Annotated in this window: 25 protein-coding genes; 6 read left to right on the forward strand and 19 right to left on the reverse strand. The window is 35.9% G+C overall.

Going from position 1 to position 21,773, the window contains the following annotated elements:
- Positions 1-90: 90 nt before the first annotated feature.
- From GKP30_RS02525 to GKP30_RS02545, 6 genes are all read right to left on the reverse strand, one after another.
- On the reverse strand, positions 91-351 hold the full coding sequence (locus GKP30_RS02525) for a DUF2535 family protein (RefSeq protein WP_216827804.1): 261 nt from the start codon (positions 349-351) through the stop codon (positions 91-93).
- A gap of 99 nt (positions 352-450) precedes the next feature.
- Entirely contained in the window at positions 451-1,362 is a 912-nt protein-coding gene (locus GKP30_RS02530; protein ID WP_216827805.1) for an aldo/keto reductase, read from the reverse strand.
- A gap of 314 nt (positions 1,363-1,676) precedes the next feature.
- Positions 1,677-2,882 (reverse strand): alpha/beta hydrolase, encoded by a 1,206-nt coding sequence (locus tag GKP30_RS02535; RefSeq protein ID WP_216827806.1) that lies wholly within the window; start codon positions 2,880-2,882, stop codon positions 1,677-1,679.
- 314 nt (positions 2,883-3,196) lie between these two features.
- On the reverse strand, positions 3,197-3,742 hold the full coding sequence (msrA, locus tag GKP30_RS02540; RefSeq protein ID WP_216827807.1) for a peptide-methionine (S)-S-oxide reductase MsrA: 546 nt from the start codon (positions 3,740-3,742) through the stop codon (positions 3,197-3,199).
- A gap of 247 nt (positions 3,743-3,989) precedes the next feature.
- A complete protein-coding gene (locus GKP30_RS23700) occupies positions 3,990-4,121 on the reverse strand; it encodes a hypothetical protein (protein WP_268884650.1) in 132 nt (43 codons plus the stop codon).
- A gap of 91 nt (positions 4,122-4,212) precedes the next feature.
- Positions 4,213-4,884: an SIMPL domain-containing protein gene (locus GKP30_RS02545; protein WP_216827808.1), complete on the reverse strand. Its 672-nt coding sequence runs from the start codon at positions 4,882-4,884 to the stop codon at positions 4,213-4,215.
- Positions 4,885-5,134: 250 nt separating this feature from the next.
- On the opposite strand from GKP30_RS02545, the gene GKP30_RS23705 reads away from it, so the two are divergent.
- Positions 5,135-5,266 (forward strand): hypothetical protein, encoded by a 132-nt coding sequence (locus GKP30_RS23705; RefSeq protein WP_268884651.1) that lies wholly within the window; start codon positions 5,135-5,137, stop codon positions 5,264-5,266.
- A 53-nt stretch (positions 5,267-5,319) separates the two neighbouring features.
- Here GKP30_RS23705 and GKP30_RS02550 read toward each other — a convergent pair whose 3' ends face one another.
- On the reverse strand, positions 5,320-5,943 hold the full coding sequence (locus tag GKP30_RS02550) for a hypothetical protein (RefSeq protein ID WP_216827809.1): 624 nt from the start codon (positions 5,941-5,943) through the stop codon (positions 5,320-5,322).
- Between the two features lie 175 nt (positions 5,944-6,118).
- Positions 6,119-6,406 (reverse strand): HesB/YadR/YfhF family protein, encoded by a 288-nt coding sequence (locus GKP30_RS02555; protein ID WP_216827810.1) that lies wholly within the window; start codon positions 6,404-6,406, stop codon positions 6,119-6,121.
- 174 nt (positions 6,407-6,580) lie between these two features.
- Between GKP30_RS02555 and GKP30_RS02560 the strand changes: the two genes are divergently transcribed.
- From GKP30_RS02560 to GKP30_RS02575, 4 genes are all read left to right on the forward strand, one after another.
- Entirely contained in the window at positions 6,581-7,099 is a 519-nt protein-coding gene (locus GKP30_RS02560) for a ribonuclease H-like YkuK family protein (RefSeq protein WP_216827811.1), read from the forward strand.
- Between the two features lie 431 nt (positions 7,100-7,530).
- Positions 7,531-8,928, forward strand: coding sequence for a sigma-54 interaction domain-containing protein (locus GKP30_RS02565; protein ID WP_216827812.1), 1,398 nt, complete (start codon positions 7,531-7,533; stop codon positions 8,926-8,928).
- A gap of 112 nt (positions 8,929-9,040) precedes the next feature.
- A complete protein-coding gene (gene kamA, locus GKP30_RS02570) occupies positions 9,041-10,465 on the forward strand; it encodes a lysine 2,3-aminomutase (RefSeq protein WP_216827813.1) in 1,425 nt (474 codons plus the stop codon).
- Positions 10,466-10,471: 6 nt separating this feature from the next.
- The gene (locus GKP30_RS02575; RefSeq protein ID WP_216828082.1) at positions 10,472-10,744 is read left to right on the forward strand and encodes a YokU family protein; all 273 of its coding nucleotides are present in this window, start codon (positions 10,472-10,474) and stop codon (positions 10,742-10,744) included.
- 16 nt (positions 10,745-10,760) lie between these two features.
- Here GKP30_RS02575 and ablB read toward each other — a convergent pair whose 3' ends face one another.
- The 6 genes from ablB to GKP30_RS02605 all read right to left on the reverse strand — a co-directional run bounded on the left by ablB (position 10,761) and on the right by GKP30_RS02605 (position 15,998).
- Positions 10,761-11,585: a putative beta-lysine N-acetyltransferase gene (ablB, locus tag GKP30_RS02580; RefSeq protein ID WP_216827814.1), complete on the reverse strand. Its 825-nt coding sequence runs from the start codon at positions 11,583-11,585 to the stop codon at positions 10,761-10,763.
- 48 nt (positions 11,586-11,633) lie between these two features.
- A complete protein-coding gene (locus tag GKP30_RS02585; RefSeq protein ID WP_216827815.1) occupies positions 11,634-12,905 on the reverse strand; it encodes a peptidase in 1,272 nt (423 codons plus the stop codon).
- Positions 12,906-12,921: 16 nt separating this feature from the next.
- On the reverse strand, positions 12,922-13,584 hold the full coding sequence (locus tag GKP30_RS02590) for a 3-oxoacid CoA-transferase subunit B (protein WP_216827816.1): 663 nt from the start codon (positions 13,582-13,584) through the stop codon (positions 12,922-12,924).
- The gene (locus GKP30_RS02595) at positions 13,569-14,252 is read right to left on the reverse strand and encodes a CoA transferase subunit A (RefSeq protein WP_216827817.1); all 684 of its coding nucleotides are present in this window, start codon (positions 14,250-14,252) and stop codon (positions 13,569-13,571) included. Before GKP30_RS02595 ends, GKP30_RS02590 begins: the two co-directional genes overlap by 16 nt.
- Positions 14,253-14,256: 4 nt before the next feature.
- Complete coding sequence (locus GKP30_RS02600) at positions 14,257-15,606, reverse strand: aspartate aminotransferase family protein (RefSeq protein WP_216827818.1); 1,350 nt, start codon at positions 15,604-15,606, stop codon at positions 14,257-14,259.
- 185 nt (positions 15,607-15,791) lie between these two features.
- Entirely contained in the window at positions 15,792-15,998 is a 207-nt protein-coding gene (locus GKP30_RS02605; RefSeq protein ID WP_216827819.1) for a hypothetical protein, read from the reverse strand.
- A gap of 186 nt (positions 15,999-16,184) precedes the next feature.
- On the opposite strand from GKP30_RS02605, the gene GKP30_RS02610 reads away from it, so the two are divergent.
- On the forward strand, positions 16,185-16,670 hold the full coding sequence (locus GKP30_RS02610; protein WP_216827820.1) for a DUF421 domain-containing protein: 486 nt from the start codon (positions 16,185-16,187) through the stop codon (positions 16,668-16,670).
- Between the two features lie 24 nt (positions 16,671-16,694).
- On the opposite strand, the gene GKP30_RS02615 is transcribed toward GKP30_RS02610, so the two are convergent.
- The 5 genes from GKP30_RS02615 to GKP30_RS02630 all read right to left on the reverse strand — a co-directional run bounded on the left by GKP30_RS02615 (position 16,695) and on the right by GKP30_RS02630 (position 21,711).
- Positions 16,695-17,600: a chemotaxis protein gene (locus GKP30_RS02615; protein WP_216827821.1), complete on the reverse strand. Its 906-nt coding sequence runs from the start codon at positions 17,598-17,600 to the stop codon at positions 16,695-16,697.
- A gap of 79 nt (positions 17,601-17,679) precedes the next feature.
- A complete protein-coding gene (locus tag GKP30_RS02620) occupies positions 17,680-19,302 on the reverse strand; it encodes a Na/Pi cotransporter family protein (protein WP_216827822.1) in 1,623 nt (540 codons plus the stop codon).
- Positions 19,303-19,371: 69 nt separating this feature from the next.
- Positions 19,372-20,163 (reverse strand): ABC transporter ATP-binding protein, encoded by a 792-nt coding sequence (locus GKP30_RS02625; RefSeq protein WP_216827823.1) that lies wholly within the window; start codon positions 20,161-20,163, stop codon positions 19,372-19,374.
- 273 nt (positions 20,164-20,436) lie between these two features.
- Positions 20,437-20,721: a HesB-like (seleno)protein gene (locus GKP30_RS24080; protein ID WP_456237150.1), complete on the reverse strand. Its 285-nt coding sequence runs from the start codon at positions 20,719-20,721 to the stop codon at positions 20,437-20,439.
- Between the two features lie 60 nt (positions 20,722-20,781).
- Positions 20,782-21,711, reverse strand: coding sequence for a dipeptidase (locus GKP30_RS02630; RefSeq protein ID WP_216827824.1), 930 nt, complete (start codon positions 21,709-21,711; stop codon positions 20,782-20,784).
- Between the last annotated feature and the right edge of the window lie 62 nt (positions 21,712-21,773).

Raw genomic sequence — 21,773 nt, forward strand, 5'->3', positions numbered from 1 at the left:
AGAGCTGCGTCTACTGTTAAAAGTAGACATAGCTCTTTAATTAGGTTTTAATCTGTAGTAATGATCGATTAATATGCTATAGAACGTTTATTAACTTGGGGCCTCTAATTGATGTAATGTTTTGGTAATACTGTAGGATTTAATTTTGTTATATTCCTTTAATCCGCTCTTTTTTATTACGAAACGCGAAAAAGAATAGGCAGCTTTCGGACTTGCACTTTTCTCAATATCATCAATTAGCAACTGTAAATAATAATTAACGACAAATACATTCTCGTTTATAAGAGGAATGTCAACTATTTTATAGTTCTGTCCACTCTTATGGTAAAGTTCTACACTTTTAGTTGCCATACATTACCACCCCAATACTGTTCTATAAATAGAATAACCTATTTTTCTATTACGAACAATATAATTTACAAAAAATTAAAATAGTTTTAACTAATTTAACTATAAGTGGCCTTTATAATTTTCAAGTATTGTCATTACCTTTACTTCTTCTAATTTCTGTTCTGATATGGTGTCAAATTGATTATAAGCCTGGATAATATCCACTAATTGCTCCATTGTCCTTGCACCAGGAATCGTTGTTGCAACTGTGTGTGATGCCGTTACATATCGAAGTGCTAAACTAGTCATCGAATAACTTTCCAGCATATTATTAATTTTAGGTAATAAGCTTTTTAATTCAGTAGCTGTATATTCTAGGTATCCATTAGCAATTTTATTTCGCCAATTTGAAGATAAGACCCCTTTTGCCAACGGTCCTCTAGCGATGATACTAATGTTATGTTCATTTAATAAATCAAACACGTCAACTTCTGGACGGCGATCTAAAAGACTATATTGCATCATCACACTAATTATATTTGACTTTTTACAATATTCCCGTATTACATTAGGTCGTATTGATGAGATGCCATAATAGCGAATAAAACCTTCTTTAGTTAATTCCTCAAATGCTTCAATTGTTTCATCAATTGGGTCTTCGATGGTTCCGCCGTGTAGTTGATATAAATCGATATAGTCGGTTTGAAGACGTCGCAAACTATCCTTTACTGCAGCTTTTATGTATTTCTTAGAAGGATCCCAGCTCCATCCCTCTTTATTTTTGTCCCAGCGATTTCCTACTTTAGATGCTAAAATGACTTGATCTCTTTTCCCTTTTATTGCTTTACCGACAAGCTCTTCATTAAGTCCAAACTCATACAAATCAGCGGTATCTAATAAATTCATTCCATTATCTAGCGCTGCATGTATAATATCAATACTTTCTTTTTCATTTGAAGCATATAGTGACATACACCCTAGACCTACCTCTGAAACGTATAAGTCACTTGTTCCCAAGCGTCTTTTTAACATCCTAACACCATCCTTCGTTCTTTGCCTATTGACTATGAAAATCGTTATTTTTGGAGTCAGGTGTAAATTTAATTCCAAGTAAAAATCAACACTCCACATTGACAGCGACTTTCCTATAGTTAAACAAATTTAAGCAAATCAATCAAATGAGGTCACTTGATAATTTTGCAAGCAAAAAGAATGACTCTATATCAAACGGTATAGCACCAGTTCGTTATCATTGCAAATCTATTACATAGAGCAATAATACGATCAAAAGAGCTAACCATTAAAGAGTCATCCTTTTTAAAATCCAGTGCTGTAAAAAGCCTGAACTATCTAATTATCGTGTATTGTGTTGGTAACATAGAAAATGCTTGTTTCCCAATTAGGAATCCTGCCATTGCATACGCTTCTAACTGATCTCGGAATGTTTCTTTTCCATCTTGAATATCTACCACTTTGACTGTATAAGATTCGTGTGAAATATCATCTTCAAATGCAGACTTCAAGTAGTGAACAGACTTTTGCAACCCGTGGTTCCCACGGTACATGACTTCATAAAAGGAAATAAATCCATGCATTACACCTTTGTAGCGAATCGTTTCTACGGGAACACCAAATTCATGTAATCGTTTACCATATGCCTCTCCTTCATCTCGAAGCGGGTCAAATTCAGCTGTAATGATTAAGGTTGGAGGTAATCCAGCTAAATTTTCAGCTTCAAGCGGAGATGTGTAAGGACTTGACCACATTTCCTGCTCTGGTGTATATTTATCTCTCGCTAAATACATAACACTCCTTGAAAGTAAATAGTAGCCACTATCATATACATTTCGAGAAGGTAGTGGTACATCTTGGAACGTTGTTAACGGATAATAAAGAACCTGTGCAGTTAATTTTGGCCCACCTTCATCTCTTGACATCATTGCAATAACTGTAGCAATATTTCCCCCTGCACTATCTCCAGCAACAGCTATTTTATTGACATCACCATTCCATTGATCGACCATATCGTACGCCCACAGTAGAGCATCGTAGCCGTCTTCAATTGCGGTAGGAAACACATAATTAGGTGCAACACGATAACCGACAGCAACGACAATACTTTGTGTTCTACCTGATAATGCACGAACAATATTTTCATGAGTTTCAATGCTTCCATAACCTTCCAAGAACGCACCACCGTGGTAATACATAATAATTGGATAAGGCCCTTCACCGTTAGGACGAAAAACCTTGCCACGTATTGTAGAGCCATCCCTTACTGGGATCTCAACATTTTCTCTTACCATTGTACTTCTTCCACCACTACTTCTAGCGAAATTGGGTATTTCTATATCAAGAGGGACTAAATTTTCGTTGATAGCATGTAAGATTACTGCTGTTTTAACAGGTAACTTCCCTTCTTCCTTAGTTGCCCATTGTTCAACAGTAACAAATACAACGATCGCAAATAGGAGGAGAAAGACGCCAATACCAATCGCTATATTTCTGATTATTCTGAAAAATAAAAATATATCCTTTTTATTCTTTAGCATTTGATCCCCTCATTCCTCTCCCAGAAAAAAATGATCCAAAAAACTATCCTAATATAGATTATATCAGGTTTTTTATATTTTTGTTCATATTTTTGCGATTTTTTTATGTAATTTTACATAATTTTATATATTTGTTGGTTTTGGCGAACAAAAAAGAACCGCTATTCACGATTCTCTTTTGTTAATAGTAGTATTTGTTTTTTTGTTTTGAAATATTAGCTTTTAAGTTGAAAATAATGAATGCCTTTTGTTAAGTATATTTGTTAAGAATTGCTGAAGATCCTAGAGAAAAGTGCCATCCATAAAAATGAGGATTAGTCGTTGTCCCAATGTTGTTCAATAAACTCATCCCGGCCTGATTTTTTACGATCTTCTTTATAATGCTTGGCATTCTTTTTGTAATAATGTTGATGATATTCTTCCGCTGGAAAAAACGTCGATGCCTCAATAACTGAAGTCACAATTGGTTTTGAAAACCTTTTTATAGACTCTAATTTTTCTCTAGAAGTTAAAGCTTCTTTTTGTTGGGTTTGATTATGAAAAAAAATAGCTGTACGATATTGTGGTCCACGATCGTGGAATTGACCGTCAGGGTCTGTTGGATCAATTTGTTGCCAATAAATTTCAAGAAGCTTTTCATAGGGGAAAAGTTCTGGATTAAATGTAATTTGTACAACCTCGTAATGTCCAGTCGTTCCTGTTTTTATTTGCTCATATGTTGGGTTTTCTACGTTGCCCCCCATATAGCCCGAAACAACTTTTTCAATTCCTTCAAATTCATCAAAAGGCTTCACCATGCACCAAAAACAACCACCAGCAAACGTTGCTAATTGTAAATTTTGATGGTTATGTATACTCATCTATCATACCTCCAATTCATTCAGTGAATATATACTACCCCCAAATAAATCTCAATGCAAAAAATCAGTATTATTATGAGTAGAATGCTCGCTTATATAGATAAAAGTTACAGTTTATTAAGAAATGAAACTACATTCTAGTTAAAAATATAAGGCTGTTTCCGTAATCTATGAGAAGGTTCTTGAGAAAAAAACCAAACAAAAAACTACCGCAATAAAGCGATAGTCTGTTTATAAATATTTATAATTAATGATTAGTGTGAAATGGGTCTTTAGCATCTACATCTGACATTTTCATAAACATTAATGACATTGTAATACTAATTACCATCGCTAATCCACCGATACTAAGAATTGCTATTAATGCTACTGCGCTCATTGTATTCACCCCTATAAGATATCTTTATACGATAATTACTATATATATAGTAACATATATCTTTGGCTTATTTATGGCGAAAATGTGACAATTAACTGTATGAATAAACTACCGACACTTTAGCACGTATGACTACATCTTGCGTAGTGATCGGAGGAGTTGTAGCATAAGTCGCAGCTAAAACCATCCCTTCTGGCTGAAATACTGATACAGGTTCATCTCTTATTTCAGTTATGCTAATAGGAGGTTGAGTTAAAGTAATACCCATTTGTCCAGCAATATGATTTGCTTTTCGTGAACTACTCTGCACTGCCATTGACAGTGCTTGTAAATAATATTCAAGTGGATTAGAAATCTTGAACTGTAGTCCTTGAACAATATTTGCACCTGCCTTTGCACTTGCACTCAATGCTTCACCAACTTGATTGATGTCAGTCACCATAACATCAAATAAATGTTCCACTTCATACCCTCTAAGAATACTTTTACCTTCAATAAAGTCGTAAATCGGCCTTACATTATAGGATTTCGTCTCAATTCTTTCTTGTGGTATACCTAAACTTTCTAAGCTTTGAATGATCTGATTTGCTATTCGTGCATTTTCTTCGATCGCATCATTTGGATTTTCTCTATCAGTTCGAACACCCAGTGTAATTTGAACAATGTCTGGTGTCGCAGTCACCTCTCCATCCCCAACAACCGTGAGTCGATGCCGGTTTACATCCACTAAATTTCTACTTTGTAATTGATTATAATAATTCATTTTTGTTCCTCCTTTGTCCGTGAAAATTCCGTTAAAGTTTTTATAATAATCCAAACATAGAAACTCAAAAGGTAAAACAAATGTTTTAAGGAAGGTTTATTTGATTATATGGTTCTAACAGCTTTTTATTGTATAAATTGTTTTTATAAAAGAAGCAGCACTGTACAGTACCAAAACAACCGTTTTTGAAGTGTAATTTTATTAGTAATGGTGAAACTACTAGCGAAAGCCTAAAGGAGGAGATCACGTTATGAGAAAACGCCGTCCCCAAGAAGGAAAAGCATTGACAAACAATCAAACGCCTACAGAATCCATGTTTAATGAGGAAACCTCTAGTGAACTTGTCGACCAACCAAAGCAAGGAAAGAAAAAGAAAAAGTAACAGCATAGCTGTTACTTTTTCTTTTTTCAAATTGGTTTTGTTATAACCAATGTCTACTCAATTGTTTCTGCCATCGCTAAAAACGGAGGGGTGGCCTCTTTTTCGCGTGGAGTATGGATGGTTAAAATCATTGGCTGATCTTTACTCTTAATCAGAATTACACTAACTACAAATTCTTCTGTGTATGCCTTATACCATACAGCCCCTTCAAGAAAATCACTCATTAACGCTGTTTCATTATGATAATAATCTACACTTACACCCTTTGCCCGGATAGGTATTTCGGTTTCTATTTTGTTTATATCCACATCATTCGGTAGCATTTCAATCCTCATAAAGACGCTTCCATCCTCTTTAGAAACCACAGCATCTTTCCTAGGCTCCTCAGCTACGAGCTCAAACTCTTTAAAAAGATACATAGAAAAATCTTGATTGTCACCTTTTGTTAATAAAGCGGTCTTTTCATATAACTCACCCTCAATATAATAAGATAAAGTTTTTTCATTTGATCTTTCTTCAATTTTACCCATCTCGTCATTGTCGATTTGCTCTTCCTGTATACCATTTCCTTTAACTTCACCATCAACATCAAGCTTTACTTGCTCTTTTGTTCCACAACCTCCTAGTAAAAGTACACCAATTAAGGCAGTCAATATTAACCTTGATCCTTTTTCCATTTTTTTACCTCTCCTTATATACTTCAGAGTTAATCAGAATGCTTATTCATTTATATAGACGCTTCCTCTTCTTCTTGGTTACAGATGTCCAAAAAATATTCAATAGAAAAAGCACCCCACAAGTTATTTTCACTCTAACTTGTGGGGTGCCACTAACTATAAATCGGCCTCTTTTTTATGCATGGACAAATTCTATTTCCTCTTTACTACGACTATATTTAATTTTTACTGCTTGATCATCAAAATACCACATATCTTCTTTTTCTATATAAAATATCGTACCTTCTACATTTACTTCTATCGCTGCATCCCTGGGCTCTTCCTTAGCAATTCCTAATGAAAAACCTTGCTGAAAATTCCCGCACCCGCCGTAGCGCACAAAAATTCTCATAGATTCATTTCCTTTTAAATCGAATTCATCTTTAAACCACTGGTACGCAGGCTTTGTCACTTCTATATTCAATCCCTAACACTCCTAACGTCACATTGTACTAATCTGTTTTGTTATTTTCACTATAACACATTCACTGAAAACATTCTCGTTTTGAACTTTGAAAAACAGGAATAGGAAAAGCTTGCCTCAACATAAAGTTTAACACAACTAGTACTAAAATATTTTATAATAGGAGGGGGATGCATGGGCTTATCCTTTCAAAACCTTTCACGCAAACATATGACCTTCCCAGAAGTGTTTCAGTATATATATTCTTTTATTGAAAAAGAACCTGCTTCGACTTATCGGTTAATTATAGGTACAGATTCACAAGTACACGGTAGACATACACGATTTGTTACAGGGATAGTCATACGACGTGAAGGAAAAGGTGCTTGGGGTTGTATAAGAAAATTTGATATCCCAACTCGAATTGAATGTTTACATTCAAAAATATCAATTGAGACAACGTTAACTGAACAGATTGCTCAATTATTTACACCACAACGAAAAAGGCAGCTAATTAATATTATTATTCCGCATATTAAAGAAGGGAGTTCTTTAACGATTGAAGGTCATATCGATGTTGGACAGGGAGAAAGAAATAAAACGAAAGTTTATGTTGAAGAGATGGTTAAACGAATTGAAGAACATGGAATGAAACCTTTTATTAAACCACAATCCTTCGTTGCTTCTTCCTATGCCAACAGATACACAAAATAATACTATTCAAAATAGGCTTGGTTTATTTTTGCCTTAATGAAACTTTTTTAGCCGTAGTGAATAATATACATTAACAAACACTACGAAAAAGGTGATGGAAATGGGAAGAAATAAGAAAGTCATTCAGTACGCCCATTTATTGCACAAGCTTAAAGTGATAACTTCAAAACAAAGAGATGACATGATTAAGCAACATTCTAATCAACTTCAACCTTGAAAGCGTAAGTTAACGAGAAAAATTTATAGATAACTACAATACGAAAAGGCTACAACCAATATAATTATGGTGGTAGCTTTTCTTTGTTATATTAAAACAGCTATTTAACTTTTCCTTCATGTTTTTTGTAGTCCAGCATACTTATTAGAATAAAAGAGTGCCAAATTTCTGGCTCTCTTTTGCCAACTTTTGAGCATTAGAAGGAGGGAGTTGAATGTCTACAAGAGGTACTCAAACAACACCTGACTTACTTCATGCTGTTTTTGATACGATAGATGAAGGAATTCACGTAGTCGATTTAAATGGAAAGACCATTTATTATAATAAAGTTGCTGCCCAATTAGATGGGGTTGACGCAAGTGAAGTAATTAATAGACATGTACTTGATGTTTTTCCTTCTCTAACTGAAGCAACAAGCACATTGTTACAGGTTATTAAAAGTGGTTCACCGATCTATTATCAAAAACAACAGTTTACTAATGTTCGTGGTGTCATAATTGATACCGTTAATACAACGATACCGATCTATCAAGATCATAAAATGGTTGGTGCTGTTGAAATTTCAAAAAACCTTTCTGAAATCAAAAAGCTATCCGAAAGACTAGTTGAGCTCCAAGAAAGGGTTAATAAAAATGACACCTCGATAAAAAGGCAAAATTCTGCGACTAGTGCAATGTTTCATTTCGAAGATATTATAACGCAAAATGAACCTTTAAAACGATTAAAACAGACAGCAGTCAAAGTATCTAAGACTACTTCACCTATTTTAATTTACGGTGAAACAGGTACTGGAAAAGAGCTATTTGTCCAATCGATCCACAACGCTTCTTTGAGACAACACGGTCCTTTTATTGCTCAAAACTGCGCAGCAATTCCAGCTAGTCTGCTTGAAAGTATTTTATTTGGAACTTCAAAAGGAAGTTTTACTGGTGCAACAGAAAGGCCAGGATTGTTTGAACTCGCTCATAATGGCACGTTATTCCTTGATGAGATAAACTCTATGCCCATTGATTTACAAGCAAAATTGCTACGTGTTATTGAAGATGGAATCGTTCGAAGGGTTGGTGGAACAAAAGGAATACAATGTAATGTACGAATTATTACTGCAATGAATGAGCTACCAACACAATGCATTAAGAAGGAAAAATTACGCCAAGACTTATTTTACCGTATTAGTGTCGTTACACTAAATATTCCTCCTTTGCGCGAAAGAAAGGAAGATATTAATATACTTTCTAATCACTTTCTTATTAAGTACAACGAGAAATTTCATAAGAACGTTTTCTCCATTGACCATAGTGTACGCTCCTTTTTCGAGCAATACAACTGGCCAGGAAATGTCCGTGAACTTGAGCATGCGATTGAATCTGCGATGAATATTGTAGATGGAAATACAATTACCAAAGATCACCTCCCACTTCATCTTCATACCTCTCATCTTGACAAAAGCGAACCGATCTCCTTTCGTAACGAAGTTGAAAAATTTGAAAAGAACTTAATTGAAATTACACTCCATAAATATAACAGAAATATCCTACAGACAGCCAAATCATTGAACATTCCTAGACAAACGCTTCAATATAAAATGAAAAAATATCAACTTTCTAAGTGACAGTTTTTTGGCATTACATCCTATTCTTCCCCCATCCTTTCGCATCTTCATGCACTTTATTATTTGGCATAAAAATTGCAATAGTTAATGTAAGAATCAAGGAGGGATGATCATGAATTTTGATTTATATAAACCGAAAAAGCATTGGAAAGATATAGAACTTTGGAAAGATGTCAGTGACGACGAGTGGAATGATTGGTTATGGCAGTTAACCCATACAATCCGGACACTCGATGATTTAAAGCAATTGGTTAACTTAACTCCTGAAGAAGAAGAAGGTGTTAAGATTTCAACTAAAACTATACCCTTAAATATTACACCGTACTATGCCTCTCTCATGAATCCAGATGATCCAAGATGCCCAATTCGTATGCAATCAGTACCGATTTCAAAAGAAATCGAAAAAGCAAAGTATGACCTGGAAGATCCTCTTTCTGAGGACGAAGACTCACCTGTACCAGGGTTAACACATAGGTATCCAGATCGAGTTTTATTTCTCGTTACCAATCAATGTTCAATGTATTGCCGTTACTGTACTCGCCGTCGGTTTTCAGGTCAAATAGGAATGGGTGTACCTAAAAAGCAATTAGATGGTGCGATTGAATATATCCGTAATACCCCGCAAGTTCGTGACGTGCTTATTTCAGGAGGAGATGGTCTACTCGTTAATGACCAAATTTTAGAGTATATCCTAAAAAATTTAAGGGCAATTCCACATGTTGAAATTATTCGAATTGGTACACGTGCACCTGTCGTTTTTCCGCAACGTATTACAGAAAATCTATGTAATATTTTAAAAAAGTACCATCCTGTTTGGTTAAATACTCACTTTAATACCTCTTTTGAAATTACTGAAGAGTCGAAACGTGCTTGTGAAATGCTTGTTAATGCGGGGGTACCTGTCGGAAACCAAGCGGTTATCTTATCAGGGATTAATGATAGTGCCCACATTATGAAAAAGCTAATGCATGACCTAGTAAAAATTAGAGTTCGTCCATATTATATTTACCAATGTGATTTATCTGAAGGAATTGGTCATTTTCGTGCCCCTGTTTCAAAAGGGCTAGAAATTATCGAAGCTTTACGGGGCCATACGAGCGGATATTCTGTACCAACCTTCGTTGTAGATGCTCCTGGCGGTGGTGGAAAAATTTCTTTACAGCCTAATTATTTAATCTCTCAATCTGCTAGTAAAGTTGTCCTTCGCAACTTTGAAGGGGTTATAACCACATATCCAGAACCTGAAAATTACAATCCAGGAAAAGCAGATGATTATTTTGCCGAACATTATGGAATAACTGGTAATGAGCGTTCTGTTGGAATACATGCACTAATGAAAGACGAACAAACGACGCTAATACCCGAAGGATTGCAACGGATTAATCGACGTAAAAATTATGAAAGTGATGATAGTCACCAAACTTTAAAAGATCGCCGCCAAAAACGAGATCAAATGAAAGAGAAAAAGTGGTTAGCTGAACAAAAAAAACTACAACATCGTGAGGATAACAGTGAACAAAAAAAGGAGGAGAAATAACGTATGATGCAATGTGAATGGTGTCAATCAAACGATACAACACAAACTACAAAAGAAGCCTATTGGGAGCTGCCAGATGGATTAAAAGCTATTCAAATTCACAATATTCCATCGATCCATTGTCAATCTTGTGGAATGAATTATATTGAAGAAGCACTAGTAGAAGAAATCGAAGACCATCTATTTCTTATTCATACTCAAGATCTCCCTAATTCAATAGGTTATGATGCACTTATGAGCAAACCACGAACGCTGAAGAAAAATTATTTTAGAATGTAAATACAAAAGGCTGACTCTAGGTATCAGAGTCAGCCTTACTTTTATTCAGCTGCTTTGACCAAATACACATATCTTCAAACCCACTACTGATGATACAATTATTTATTAGTTTACCGCCATATTCATAACCTAAGCGCTTAATTGTTATATTCATCCCTGGTGACAATGCTCTAGTTAGTGAATAAGCACAATAGATGCCTTTTTTTAGTAACTCTTGCTCTAATTTCGGAATGATGTGTAATAAAAACTGTTTTCCACGATAACTTGGATCAGTCGCACAATCAGTGATTTCAGCACTTTTATATTCATTAATCATGGCAGACGCTGCACTAACAATCTTATCCTGATCTTTAATCACAACAAAAAAATAATTATCTGACATTATCTTACTTACATAATTCTCATCAAATATCTTCGTTGGGTATTTTTGGAACACCTTTTTATACAATTCAACGAGTCCTTTTACATCCTTATGACTGGCTAATTGTAAAATATATTGGTCGCCTAAAGATGAAAGTGACGTTTTGCTAGGGGTTTGTTGAACTGTATTCATGATTTTAAGCTGCTCTTCCATTTGCTTTGGTATTTTTCTGTTTACTCCTCGAAACTTACTAAGGACATAACTATCAAACCCGTAAAAGAACTCTGGAATATGTCCTTCTTGTTCATATCCCAGTTTAACGAAATATCCAACATATTCTTTTGCTACATATAATATGGTTTTAGAGGGTTGATGCTGTTGGTGCAGCTGTTCTAGCTCAACGATCTCACCCTCATTTAGTGTGGGAAAATAAGCAACAATTCTATCATTATACGAGTCTACTTCTATTAAATTTTTCATTTAATCACCTACGAACCACCGTCTCTTGCAACGGTTACTTTTAACTTTTTAACTACTAACTCCACACCAATCAATTAACGTGAGTGCAATGATTTCAGCTACTTCAAATATTTTTTCAAGCTCTATATATTCATTAGGAAAATGAGCAATTTCTGTTGTTCCTGGACCGAATACGATTACTGGAATTCCTCCTAATTTTTCTAGTAAACCACCATCTGTTCCCCAAGGTGAGGCTTCTATCATCGGCTCAGTTTGTTTCACTTGTTGAAACTTTGAATGCAATATTCCCATTAACGGATGCTCCTCATTGATGGTGCCAGGCACCCATCTTGCGCCGAACCAATCAAGTCCAACTGGCTGTTTTTTAAACCATGGGTCTATTTCTTCAAGGTTTTTTAAGCTTTGTTCTAATTCTTCTTGTGCATGATTCATTTCTTCATCTGGAGCTACTCCAATTCTACCTTCAATAGTAACTTCATCAGCTACAGAAGAAGGCCAATCCCCACCTTTAATAATGCCAAGGTTAATTGGAATAGGAATAGGTGTATTTTGATATAGTGGATCTACTATTCTAGCATTACGCACTTTTTCTAATTTCTGAAGTTCTTGAATTACCGTAATTGATTTTTCAATTGCACTAACGCCCTCATAACGAGTACCACCGTGGGCAGAACGCCCTTTGATAGTCAAGCGGAACCACATGGAACCTTGTTGCCGCGGAAAAATTTTCATATTGGTTGGTTCTGGTATAATGGCTGCGTCAGCTTTATATCCACGTAATAATGTACCTAGTGTACCAGCCCCACCACTTTCTTCTTCTATTACACTTTGAAAGATCACATCTCCGTTAAGTTCAATTCCTAATTCCTTTAATGCTTGAATGGCTAATAGAAGTGAAACGGTTCCACCCTTCATATCTGTTGTTCCACGTCCATACATTTTGCCACCTTCTATTTTGCCACTGTATGGATCATCCGTCCATTGCGTTAAGTCTCCTTCTGGAACCACGTCAATATGTCCATTTAAGATGATTGATTTACCATTTCCGCTCCCTCTTTTAACTGCAACTACATTAGGACTCTTCAAGAAATTTTTCCTCGTTGAGCAGAAATACGGATGGGTAAAAATATCTCCGCCCACTTCCCATTCATCAATTTCTAAATTTAGCTTTTTTAAATGGCTTATAAGGACTTGCTGTGCATCATATTCTTTCGTTTGTATACTACGATTTCGAACTAGCTTCTGTAAAAGTTCAATACCAACAACTTTATTTTCTTTGATCCATGAATTGATTTGCGTTTGATAATCTTTATTTATCATATGACCCCTCCTGAAGCTAATGAAAGTTTCCGAAATCAGGTGGTATAGTTAATTGACATCCTGTGCTTGCCTTTATTTCATCTAAAGAGAAATTCCCCATCGTTTCCTTTAGAGTTAACCCTCCTTCATTCACTTCTATGACTGCCATTTCAGTAATAATTAAGTGAACACAACGTGCTGCTGTTAGTGGAAGCTTGCATTCGGTTACAATCTTCGGATTTCCTTTTTTATCGGTGTGACTCATGAGCACCACGAGCTTTTTGTTCTTTACTGCTAAATCCATGGCACCGCCCATACCTGGCACCCGTTTGCCTGGAACAATCCAATTCGCTAAATCTCCTTGCTCACTAACCTCTAATCCACCTAAAATCGTCATATCAAGTAATTGCTTCCGAACAATTGCAAATGCTGTGGCACTATCAAAATATACCCCACCACTTCGCAATGTAATCGGGTATCCTCCTGCATTACATAAGTTTTCATCTTCCTGTCCTGGAACTGGCTTGGGTCCTGCACCTACAATTCCATTCTCTGCATGAAACATTACATTCCAATCATCGGGTATATAGTTGGCAACGAGAGTAGGAATCCCAATTCCTAAATTTACACACATTCCAGGAGCAATTTCCTTAGCTGCACGCTTAGCCATTCGGATACGGTCCTCTACTCCCAAGCCCATTTCCAGTTCACCCCTTCACTCTCTATGATGACATCTATAAATACACTAGGTGTGACAATCAGTTCTGGGTCCAGAGAACCTGCTGGAACAATTTCATCAACTTCAACAATTGTTAAATCACCCGCCATTGCCATGAGTGGATTCATATTTCTTGCCGTTTTATCATAAATAAGATTACCAAATGTATCTGCTTTCTTAGCATAAATCAAAGCTACATCTGCCGTAAGCGGTCTTTCAATGTAGTAGAGTTTGTTATCGATTTTTACCGTATGTTCACTAGATCTATTAAGTGACTGAAGTCCCTTATCAACAAGGATCCCACTAAGACCTACTCCACCCGCTCGGACGCGCTCTGCAAAAGTACCTTGAGGAACAAATTCAATTTCTAGCTCTTTATCATTCATTAACTGTCCCGCAACTGGATTAGAACCGATATGAGTTGTAATCATTTTTTTCACTTTTTTCTGACAAACTAACCTACCAATTCCAATATCAGGGAAACCAGCATCATTACTAATGACTGTTAATGAGTTGACCTCGCTTTGAAGAAGTGTATCAATCGTTGTTGGCGGACTACCTACTCCACCAAAGCCACCAATCATAATCGTACTTGAACTTTTTACATAATTAAGTATTTGTTCTTTTGACTGTACTTTCTGATGTGACATTCGTTTAACTCCTTTCTAATTGGGTTAAACTTTGCTCTGTTGATATTAACGCCTTCGCAAAGCGCTCTACTAGTAGATCAATCTCTTTTTCAGTAATCGTTAAAGGAGGTGCAATTAATATTCCATTGTTGTCTAGCCCGTTTTGTCCTGAAGCTGCTGGATACAACAATAACCCCACTTCATATGCATGATCAATTACTAGTTGGGTTACATTCCAAGTTCTCGGGTACGGTTTCTTCAATCGAATATTTTCTACAAATTCAACACCGATGAGCAGCCCTTTCCCTCGAACATCACCGATAAATGAAAAGCGTTTATTTAACGGGGCCAGTTTTTTCATTAACAATTCACCTTTTGCTTTAACTTCTTCAATAATTTTGTTTTTCAAGGTGTAATGTACTACAGCTAATGCTGTTGCACAGGATTGAGGATTTGCACTAAATGTATGACCACTCATAATGACATTCGAACCTTTTTCAATAGGTTCCATTACTTCATCGGAAATAAGAGTTGCCGCTATAGGTGCATAGCCTCCACTTAAGCCTTTTCCGATTGCCATTATATCTGGGATTATGCCCCAATGCTCGATTGCAAACATCTTCCCCGTTCTACCCATCCCTGTCATAACTTCATCAGCGATAAATAAAATGTTATATCGATTACATATTTCTTTTACTTTTTGATAATACCCATTGGGAGGTGATATCGCACCACCTGCTGCACCAATAATCGGTTCTGCTACAAAAGCCGCGATATACTTAGCCCCAATTCTTTCAATAATATCTTCTAATTCTTCGGCACATTGTAAGTGGCATTTTGGATAAGTAGAGTGGAATGGACAGCGATAACAATAAGGAGGTGATAAGGAAGGATAGTTTTCAAGTAGTGGTTCGAATCGTTCTCGCCGTGTAATAAAACCAGATAATGATAAAGCACCGATTGTTATACCATGATAGCTTAATCTTCTCGAGATAAATACTTGCTTTTCGGGCTTTTGCTTTTCTTGCCAATGTTGAAGTGCTACTTTCATTGCCGTTTCAATCGCTTCTGTACCACTATTTACAAAGAAGGACCAATTGAGCGAGCCTGGTGCTAAATCACTTAATACCTTTGCCAGTTTTTCAGCTGGTTCGTTCGTAAACTGTGAACGGTAAACGAATGATATCTTCTTACTTTGAGCGTGCATCGCATCTATAATATCTTCGTTACCATGGCCAATATTAGCTGTTACTGCTCCAGAAGAACCATCCAGAAATTCATTTCCATCCTTGTCATATAAAAAAATCCCTTTACCGTAATCAATAATGGGATAATTTTTTGTAAGAAACGGCTTAATTAAATATCGTTTCTCCATCGCTTTCCTCCTATATGACTTTCTATGTTCGAGTGGCTGTTGCGACCAATAAAACAGATATATTACTACAGTTTATTCATCATACACATTTTCAATGCCAAAGAAAAAGAGCCTCTCTAAAGTATAGTTAACCCCCTGTTTATAAGTGAGTATGTACATACTAATGAGACAGCTCTTATACCTAGTTACTTATACCCCTTACCTTTTGTTAGGATACAAGGTACTCCTTTTCCAATTGCTCCTGGCTGCGACATTTTTTCCATGTAGGCAATGCCACGATTACATTTAGTTTTACAAGCAAAACACACATCAGAAGTTACAACTTTCATATTAAACTCATGTTTGTTTACCTGTGGTAGAAGTACTTTCTTATTAGAAGACTTTTTTGCCATAACCATTTCCCCTTGAAATATAGAAGTATAATAAATGATATGTCTTTTAAGGGAAATTGGTTCATCGCCTATGATTGTCTTCTTTCTTACTAGGCCCTTTTCTTGGAAATAGCATCTTACTATAAGTATAAATTTACATTTTTTTCAAACAATAAATTCAAAACTTTATAATAGGAGAACCTACCCATGATATATATTTTAATCTTTCTTAAAACACTTCTAATGTTCTCTGTAGGAATTACTGCATTTCGCCTAATGGGAAGTCAAGCCGTTGGAGAAATGACAGACTTTGATTTAGTCGTAGTAATTGCCATAGGTTCTTTAATGGGTGCACCACTTGTTGACCCTTCTATTCATCCACTAATGTCCATCGTTGCGATCAGTGGTTTTGTAGCAGCACAAGTTATATTTAGCTTCCTCTCATTAAAATCTAAGCGCTTTGAGGAACTGATTATGGGACGCCCGATACACATAATCCGTAACGGAAAAGTTTTAATGAACGGACTAAAAAAAGCAAGAATGACAACGAATAACTTAGATCAAGAATTAAGAATTAAAGGAATTGAGACTGTTGAAAAAGTGAAGGATGGCTTTTTAGAGCCAAATGGAAAAGTAAGCATACTAGTTGATGAAAAAATAAACTCAAATCTCAAACAAACGGAGGCTCCATAAAGAAGAACCTCCGTTTATTGAATGCTATAAAATTAGTTGGTCAATAAGCTGTACAAGTTTAACAATTTCAGGTTTACTCACTTGGGCACTAGCCCCGACTTTTTCCCCTTTATGGAACAGGTCCTCTGTAATTAGAGAAGAAAAAATTACGACAGGTAAATCTACTAGCCTTGGGTGTTCCTTTACTTTTAACGTCAGATGGTGCCCGTCCATTTGAGGCATTTCTAGATCGGTTATTAACAGGTTTACTTCTTCTAGTGGATTTTGATTTAGATCAATTGCAAGGCCTTCTAGATACTCCCAAGCTACTCTTCCATTTTCAAAAAAGAGTACATTGTCATATCCAGCTTCTGATAAAGTATCACTTAATAATTTTCTAAGTATCTTAGAATCTTCAGCCACTACTATTTTTTTGGTCGATCTCTGCCTAGGACCTAGTACTTTTAAACTTTCAACATTCACACCCGATTCAGGACTAATATCTACAACAATCTTTTCAAAATCCAGTAATAACGCCATTCCCTCGTCCATCTTAACAATCCCAATTGTTTGCGCTTGTTCTCCTTGGGAGAGCTGACTCGGTTTTTCTATTTGCTGCCATGAAATGCGGTGGATTCTCGATACACTATGAACATGGAAAGCAACTTTTATTTGATTTAATTCCGAAATAATAAATTTATCCTGCTCTGGATGTTCCGAAGGGGGAAAATTTAGTACTTTTGATAAATCAACTACTGGTATAACCTCTTGCCGCAAACGAATAACACCTTCTACATACGGATGGGCATTGGGTGTCGCCGTAATAGGAAGCGGGTTAATTATTTCACGCACTTTTAATACATTAATTCCAAATATGCCTGCCCCTATATTAAACATCACGATCTCTAGTTCATTAGTACCTGTTTCTAGTAATATTCTGTCATTTTTCATGGAAGTCCTCCCATTTTACTACTTCTTCTGTATACACATATGATAAGTTAAATAGGAGACTAGTACAACAAAAAATAGATTATTCAGGGGCATTTTCTACATTGCTCTCAGTTACATCTGGAATTTCCTTATCTTCTAAATGATACATCGTGCGCCATAGATGGAAGGCGACTCGATCAACCCAATGAATAGAATGTACTTTTTGAATAGCTACATTTACATCCAGTTGACTTTTAGCTGTGGTTTTAATAATATTTTTCCGGTCCTGTTTGCGAATTTCCGCAATTTCTTTAGAATTTGTTTCTACTTCACTAACAAGGTTTTCAAGCTGTTTATTTTCAATACTTGAACCAACCTGTTCAAACACCTTCACTAATTTCATGAGTAAAACAGCAATGTTTGGATCTGATTTTATTTTTTCAATTGATTCTATTTCATTTAGTGCTCTTATAAGCCTATCAATATGATCGATAGCATGAATCATAGAAACATGATGGTTGTATTCGCGGTCAGAGTGCCCCCCCGACTCTGAATGGACTTTAGTTAAAAAACCTCGTATTTCAATTAATGCATTGTCTGCATCTTCCAGCTTATTCTTTAAATAAATAAGCGGCTTTTCTCCTTTTAGCACTATAACAAATGAACTAGAAATTAACCCCATAATCTTTAGTAGTGTTCTCCTTACAGCTTCAATCGCTACAGGCCCAACTGTCGCAACACTTTGATCTAAATGTTTTGTTAAATGCTCCCCTTTTTCAGGGACAATTTTAATGACCAGCTTAATAAACAGTGGCATAAATGGGACGATCAAAAGTACTCCTACTACATTAAATAACGTATGAAAAATAGCGAGTGAGACACTTTGATCTGTAATGTTCAATAAATCACTAATAAAAAACACTGCGGAAATAAATAAAGGTAAGGCGAGTAATGCAATGACACCTGTTAATAAATTAAATAAAATATGAGCAACAGCAGTACGTTTTGCAGGTGTAGAGCTACCAATCGCTGCGATTATTGCTTTCACAGTCGTTCCGACATTTTGTCCAATGACTAAAACAGCTGCTTGATCAAATGAGATTGCCCCTGCAAATAGTGCAGTCAATGTTGTTACAACAGCAGCACTTGAAGATTGCATAATAACCGTCATCGCAATTCCAATAACGATTAATAACAGCAAATGAAGAAATGTATCGCCTGAAATAGCGCTAAGATTAAACATGTCTCCAATGCCTGACATACCTTGTTGCAATATATCAATTCCTAAAAATAAAATTCCAAAGCCTGCGAGCGCCATACCATGTGGTGTTAATTTTCCTTTTGAGAAAAGTTTTAAGAATACTCCAATTCCAATTAAAGGCAGGGCAAGCGTTGACATATTAACTTTAAATCCAATGACGGAAACGAGCCATCCTGTACTTGTACTACCAACATTCGCTCCGATAATGACACCAACTGACTGTGTAAATGTTAACAGGCCTGCACTAACAAAACCAATGGTCATAAATGTAGTAGCACTCGACGATTGAATGAGTGCAGTAATTGTTGCTCCAGACAAAACAGATGAGAATGTTCCACCTGTAAACTTACTTAAAAGTTGCTTTAGAGCGTCACCAGCTAACGCTTTTAAGCCATCTGTCATCAAAGTCATTCCTAGTAGGAATAACCCAACGCCCCCTAAAACGATTGTAAAAGTCCCCATAAAATTTGCACCTATCTCTCTTTCTAAACAATTAACTATTATTCAAAATATCCATTATAAAAAGATTGTCTATCTTTTATTTATAGCTATCCAAGCCCTATCGTTTTCCCATGTTAACTTCAATGGTACATTAAATGTCGCTTCTAAATGAGCAGCTGAAATAACCTCTTCTTTTTTCCCTTGAGCGACAATTTTTCCATCTTTTAATAAGACCGCATTGGTTATTCCTTGAACCATTTCTTCAATATGATGGGTAACATATATAATTGTTGGACCATCTTCAACCCTCGTTAACGCTTCAATCGTATCCAATAGATTTTCTCTTGAGTACACATCTAAGCCGTTACAAGGCTCATCTAATATTAGTAATTGTGGATTTCCCATCCAGGCACGAGCAAGAAAGGTCTTCCGTTTTTCACCTTGAGACAATCTTCCAATGGGCTCATTTATTAAATGACCTATGTTAAACTGTTGGGCAATTAGCTCTGCTCGTTCAATTTCTTCTGAAGTTACTTCTTCATATAAACCAATCGATGCTAATTTTCCAGTTAATATAACTTCAAGCACAGTATCATTTGTTCTTGCTTGGTATCGGTCGTCTAATGCATTACTAACCCAACCTATTTTAGTACGAACCTTTTGTAGGTTACAACTTCCATATTTATTTCCAAGTACAGTAACTACACCCTTGGATGGCCACTCATACCCTGTAATCATCTTTAAGAGTGATGTCTTCCCTGACCCATTTAATCCAAGTAGTATCCAATGTTCACCTTTTTTTACTTCCCAGTTAATATTACTTACAATTGATTTTTCCCACTTTTTCAATTCAACACCATCTAAATAAACGACGTCACACATCTTATCTCCTCCAGGCATGATACGAGATAATAATACTTTTTATACTCTCTCTAAATGTAATATTAGTTTGCTTACTATTCCATTCTAGCGTAGTTTTTCCAACCTCAAAAGGGGCCTATTTTTAATAACAGAGATATATCCCTGTATTGCTGTGTTGATCTAGAGACTTTCGTTTAAATCTTCGGATATCAAACTTACACAAAATTATAAAAGAAAACGCTAGGATTCAAATAAGATCCTAGCGCCCCTTACATACGACTAAATTCCCCATCACTAACAGCAATCACTGTTTCCAATAATGGTTAATGCTTCTTTTCCAAATTCATTAGTAACGCAATCTAGTGTTATGTTTTCCACATACGGAATCACATGGTCCTCAATTGCTACTGTAAGTCCATTAATGGTTTCAACCTTATCGCTCTCTTCTGGCTCATCCAGAGCCAGTCCTAATTTTGGACCACCTCAACCCATGCCTGCAAAAACGACACGGATTGATGAAGAATTGTTTTCCTCCATTGCTGCAAGAATAAGAGCTTTTGCTTTATCAGTAATAAACATGTTCTTCACCTCTTTTCCTTATTAATTCAAGTATATAAATAAAAGCATTAATTGCCAAGTTTATACTAGGCGATTAATATAATTTTCAAAGTTGCCGTACGCAAAGCGCCGAACATCATCTTCTGAAAAATGTTTCAAAAGCTCTTCAATAAAAAATGGATATTTACTTGCATCTTCTAATCCTTTAACAAAAACAGAAATCCCATCAAAATCAGAACCGAATAAGATATGATCTTTAACACCAAGTGAACATAAATGATCGATATGCCTTACACAATCTGTAATTGAAGCGTGCTCCGTACCCGTTAGAAAAATAGGATGCCAAACGAGCCCAACCCAACCACCACTTTTTACCAATGCTAATATTTGCTCGTCCGTCAAATTACGTCGATGGTCACATAGAGCACGAGCATTGCAATGCGTAGCTACTGGGTAATCAGCAATATCCAAAACTTCCCAAAAACCTTTTTCACTCAAATGAGCAACATCCGTCCAAACCTTATTCTCATTGTTCAATAAAACAAGCTCTTTTCCTAGTAAAGTAAGACCCGCACCACGTGGTTCACCAACTCCATCAGCACATAAATTGGCTTGATTCCATGTAAGGCCAACTGATTTAACTCCGAGTTGATAGAAGATTTTCAGTTTCGTTAAATTATCACCGATACAGTCAACCCCCTCAAGAGTAAGGATCGCTCCAATTTCTCCATCATTTAATTTCAAAATATCTTGCCAGTCTTTAATATGCTTTACGTTATGGTGCTTTTTAATGACATCAGTTTGAAATAATTCGATTTGTTTTAAAATCGATTGATACTTTTCTTCTATCGTTAAATCTGGCTCGGCAAACAATGCAAAGCACTGAACCTTTACTCCACCGCTTACTAATCGTTCATAATTCGCATCAATTTCGGTAGAATTCGTAAAGTTACGCTCTTCCTTTTCCCATAACTTTAATAGCGCATCACAATGGGCATCAAATATTTTCATATTTTCACTCCTTTTTTTAATAGGTATTTGTCCTTTAGGCGAATATCACTAACAGAAACAAA

The sequence above is a fragment of the Alkalihalobacterium elongatum genome (genome assembly GCF_019024285.1).
GTDB classification, from domain to species: Bacteria; Bacillota; Bacilli; order Bacillales; family Bacillaceae_F; genus Alkalihalobacterium; species Alkalihalobacterium elongatum.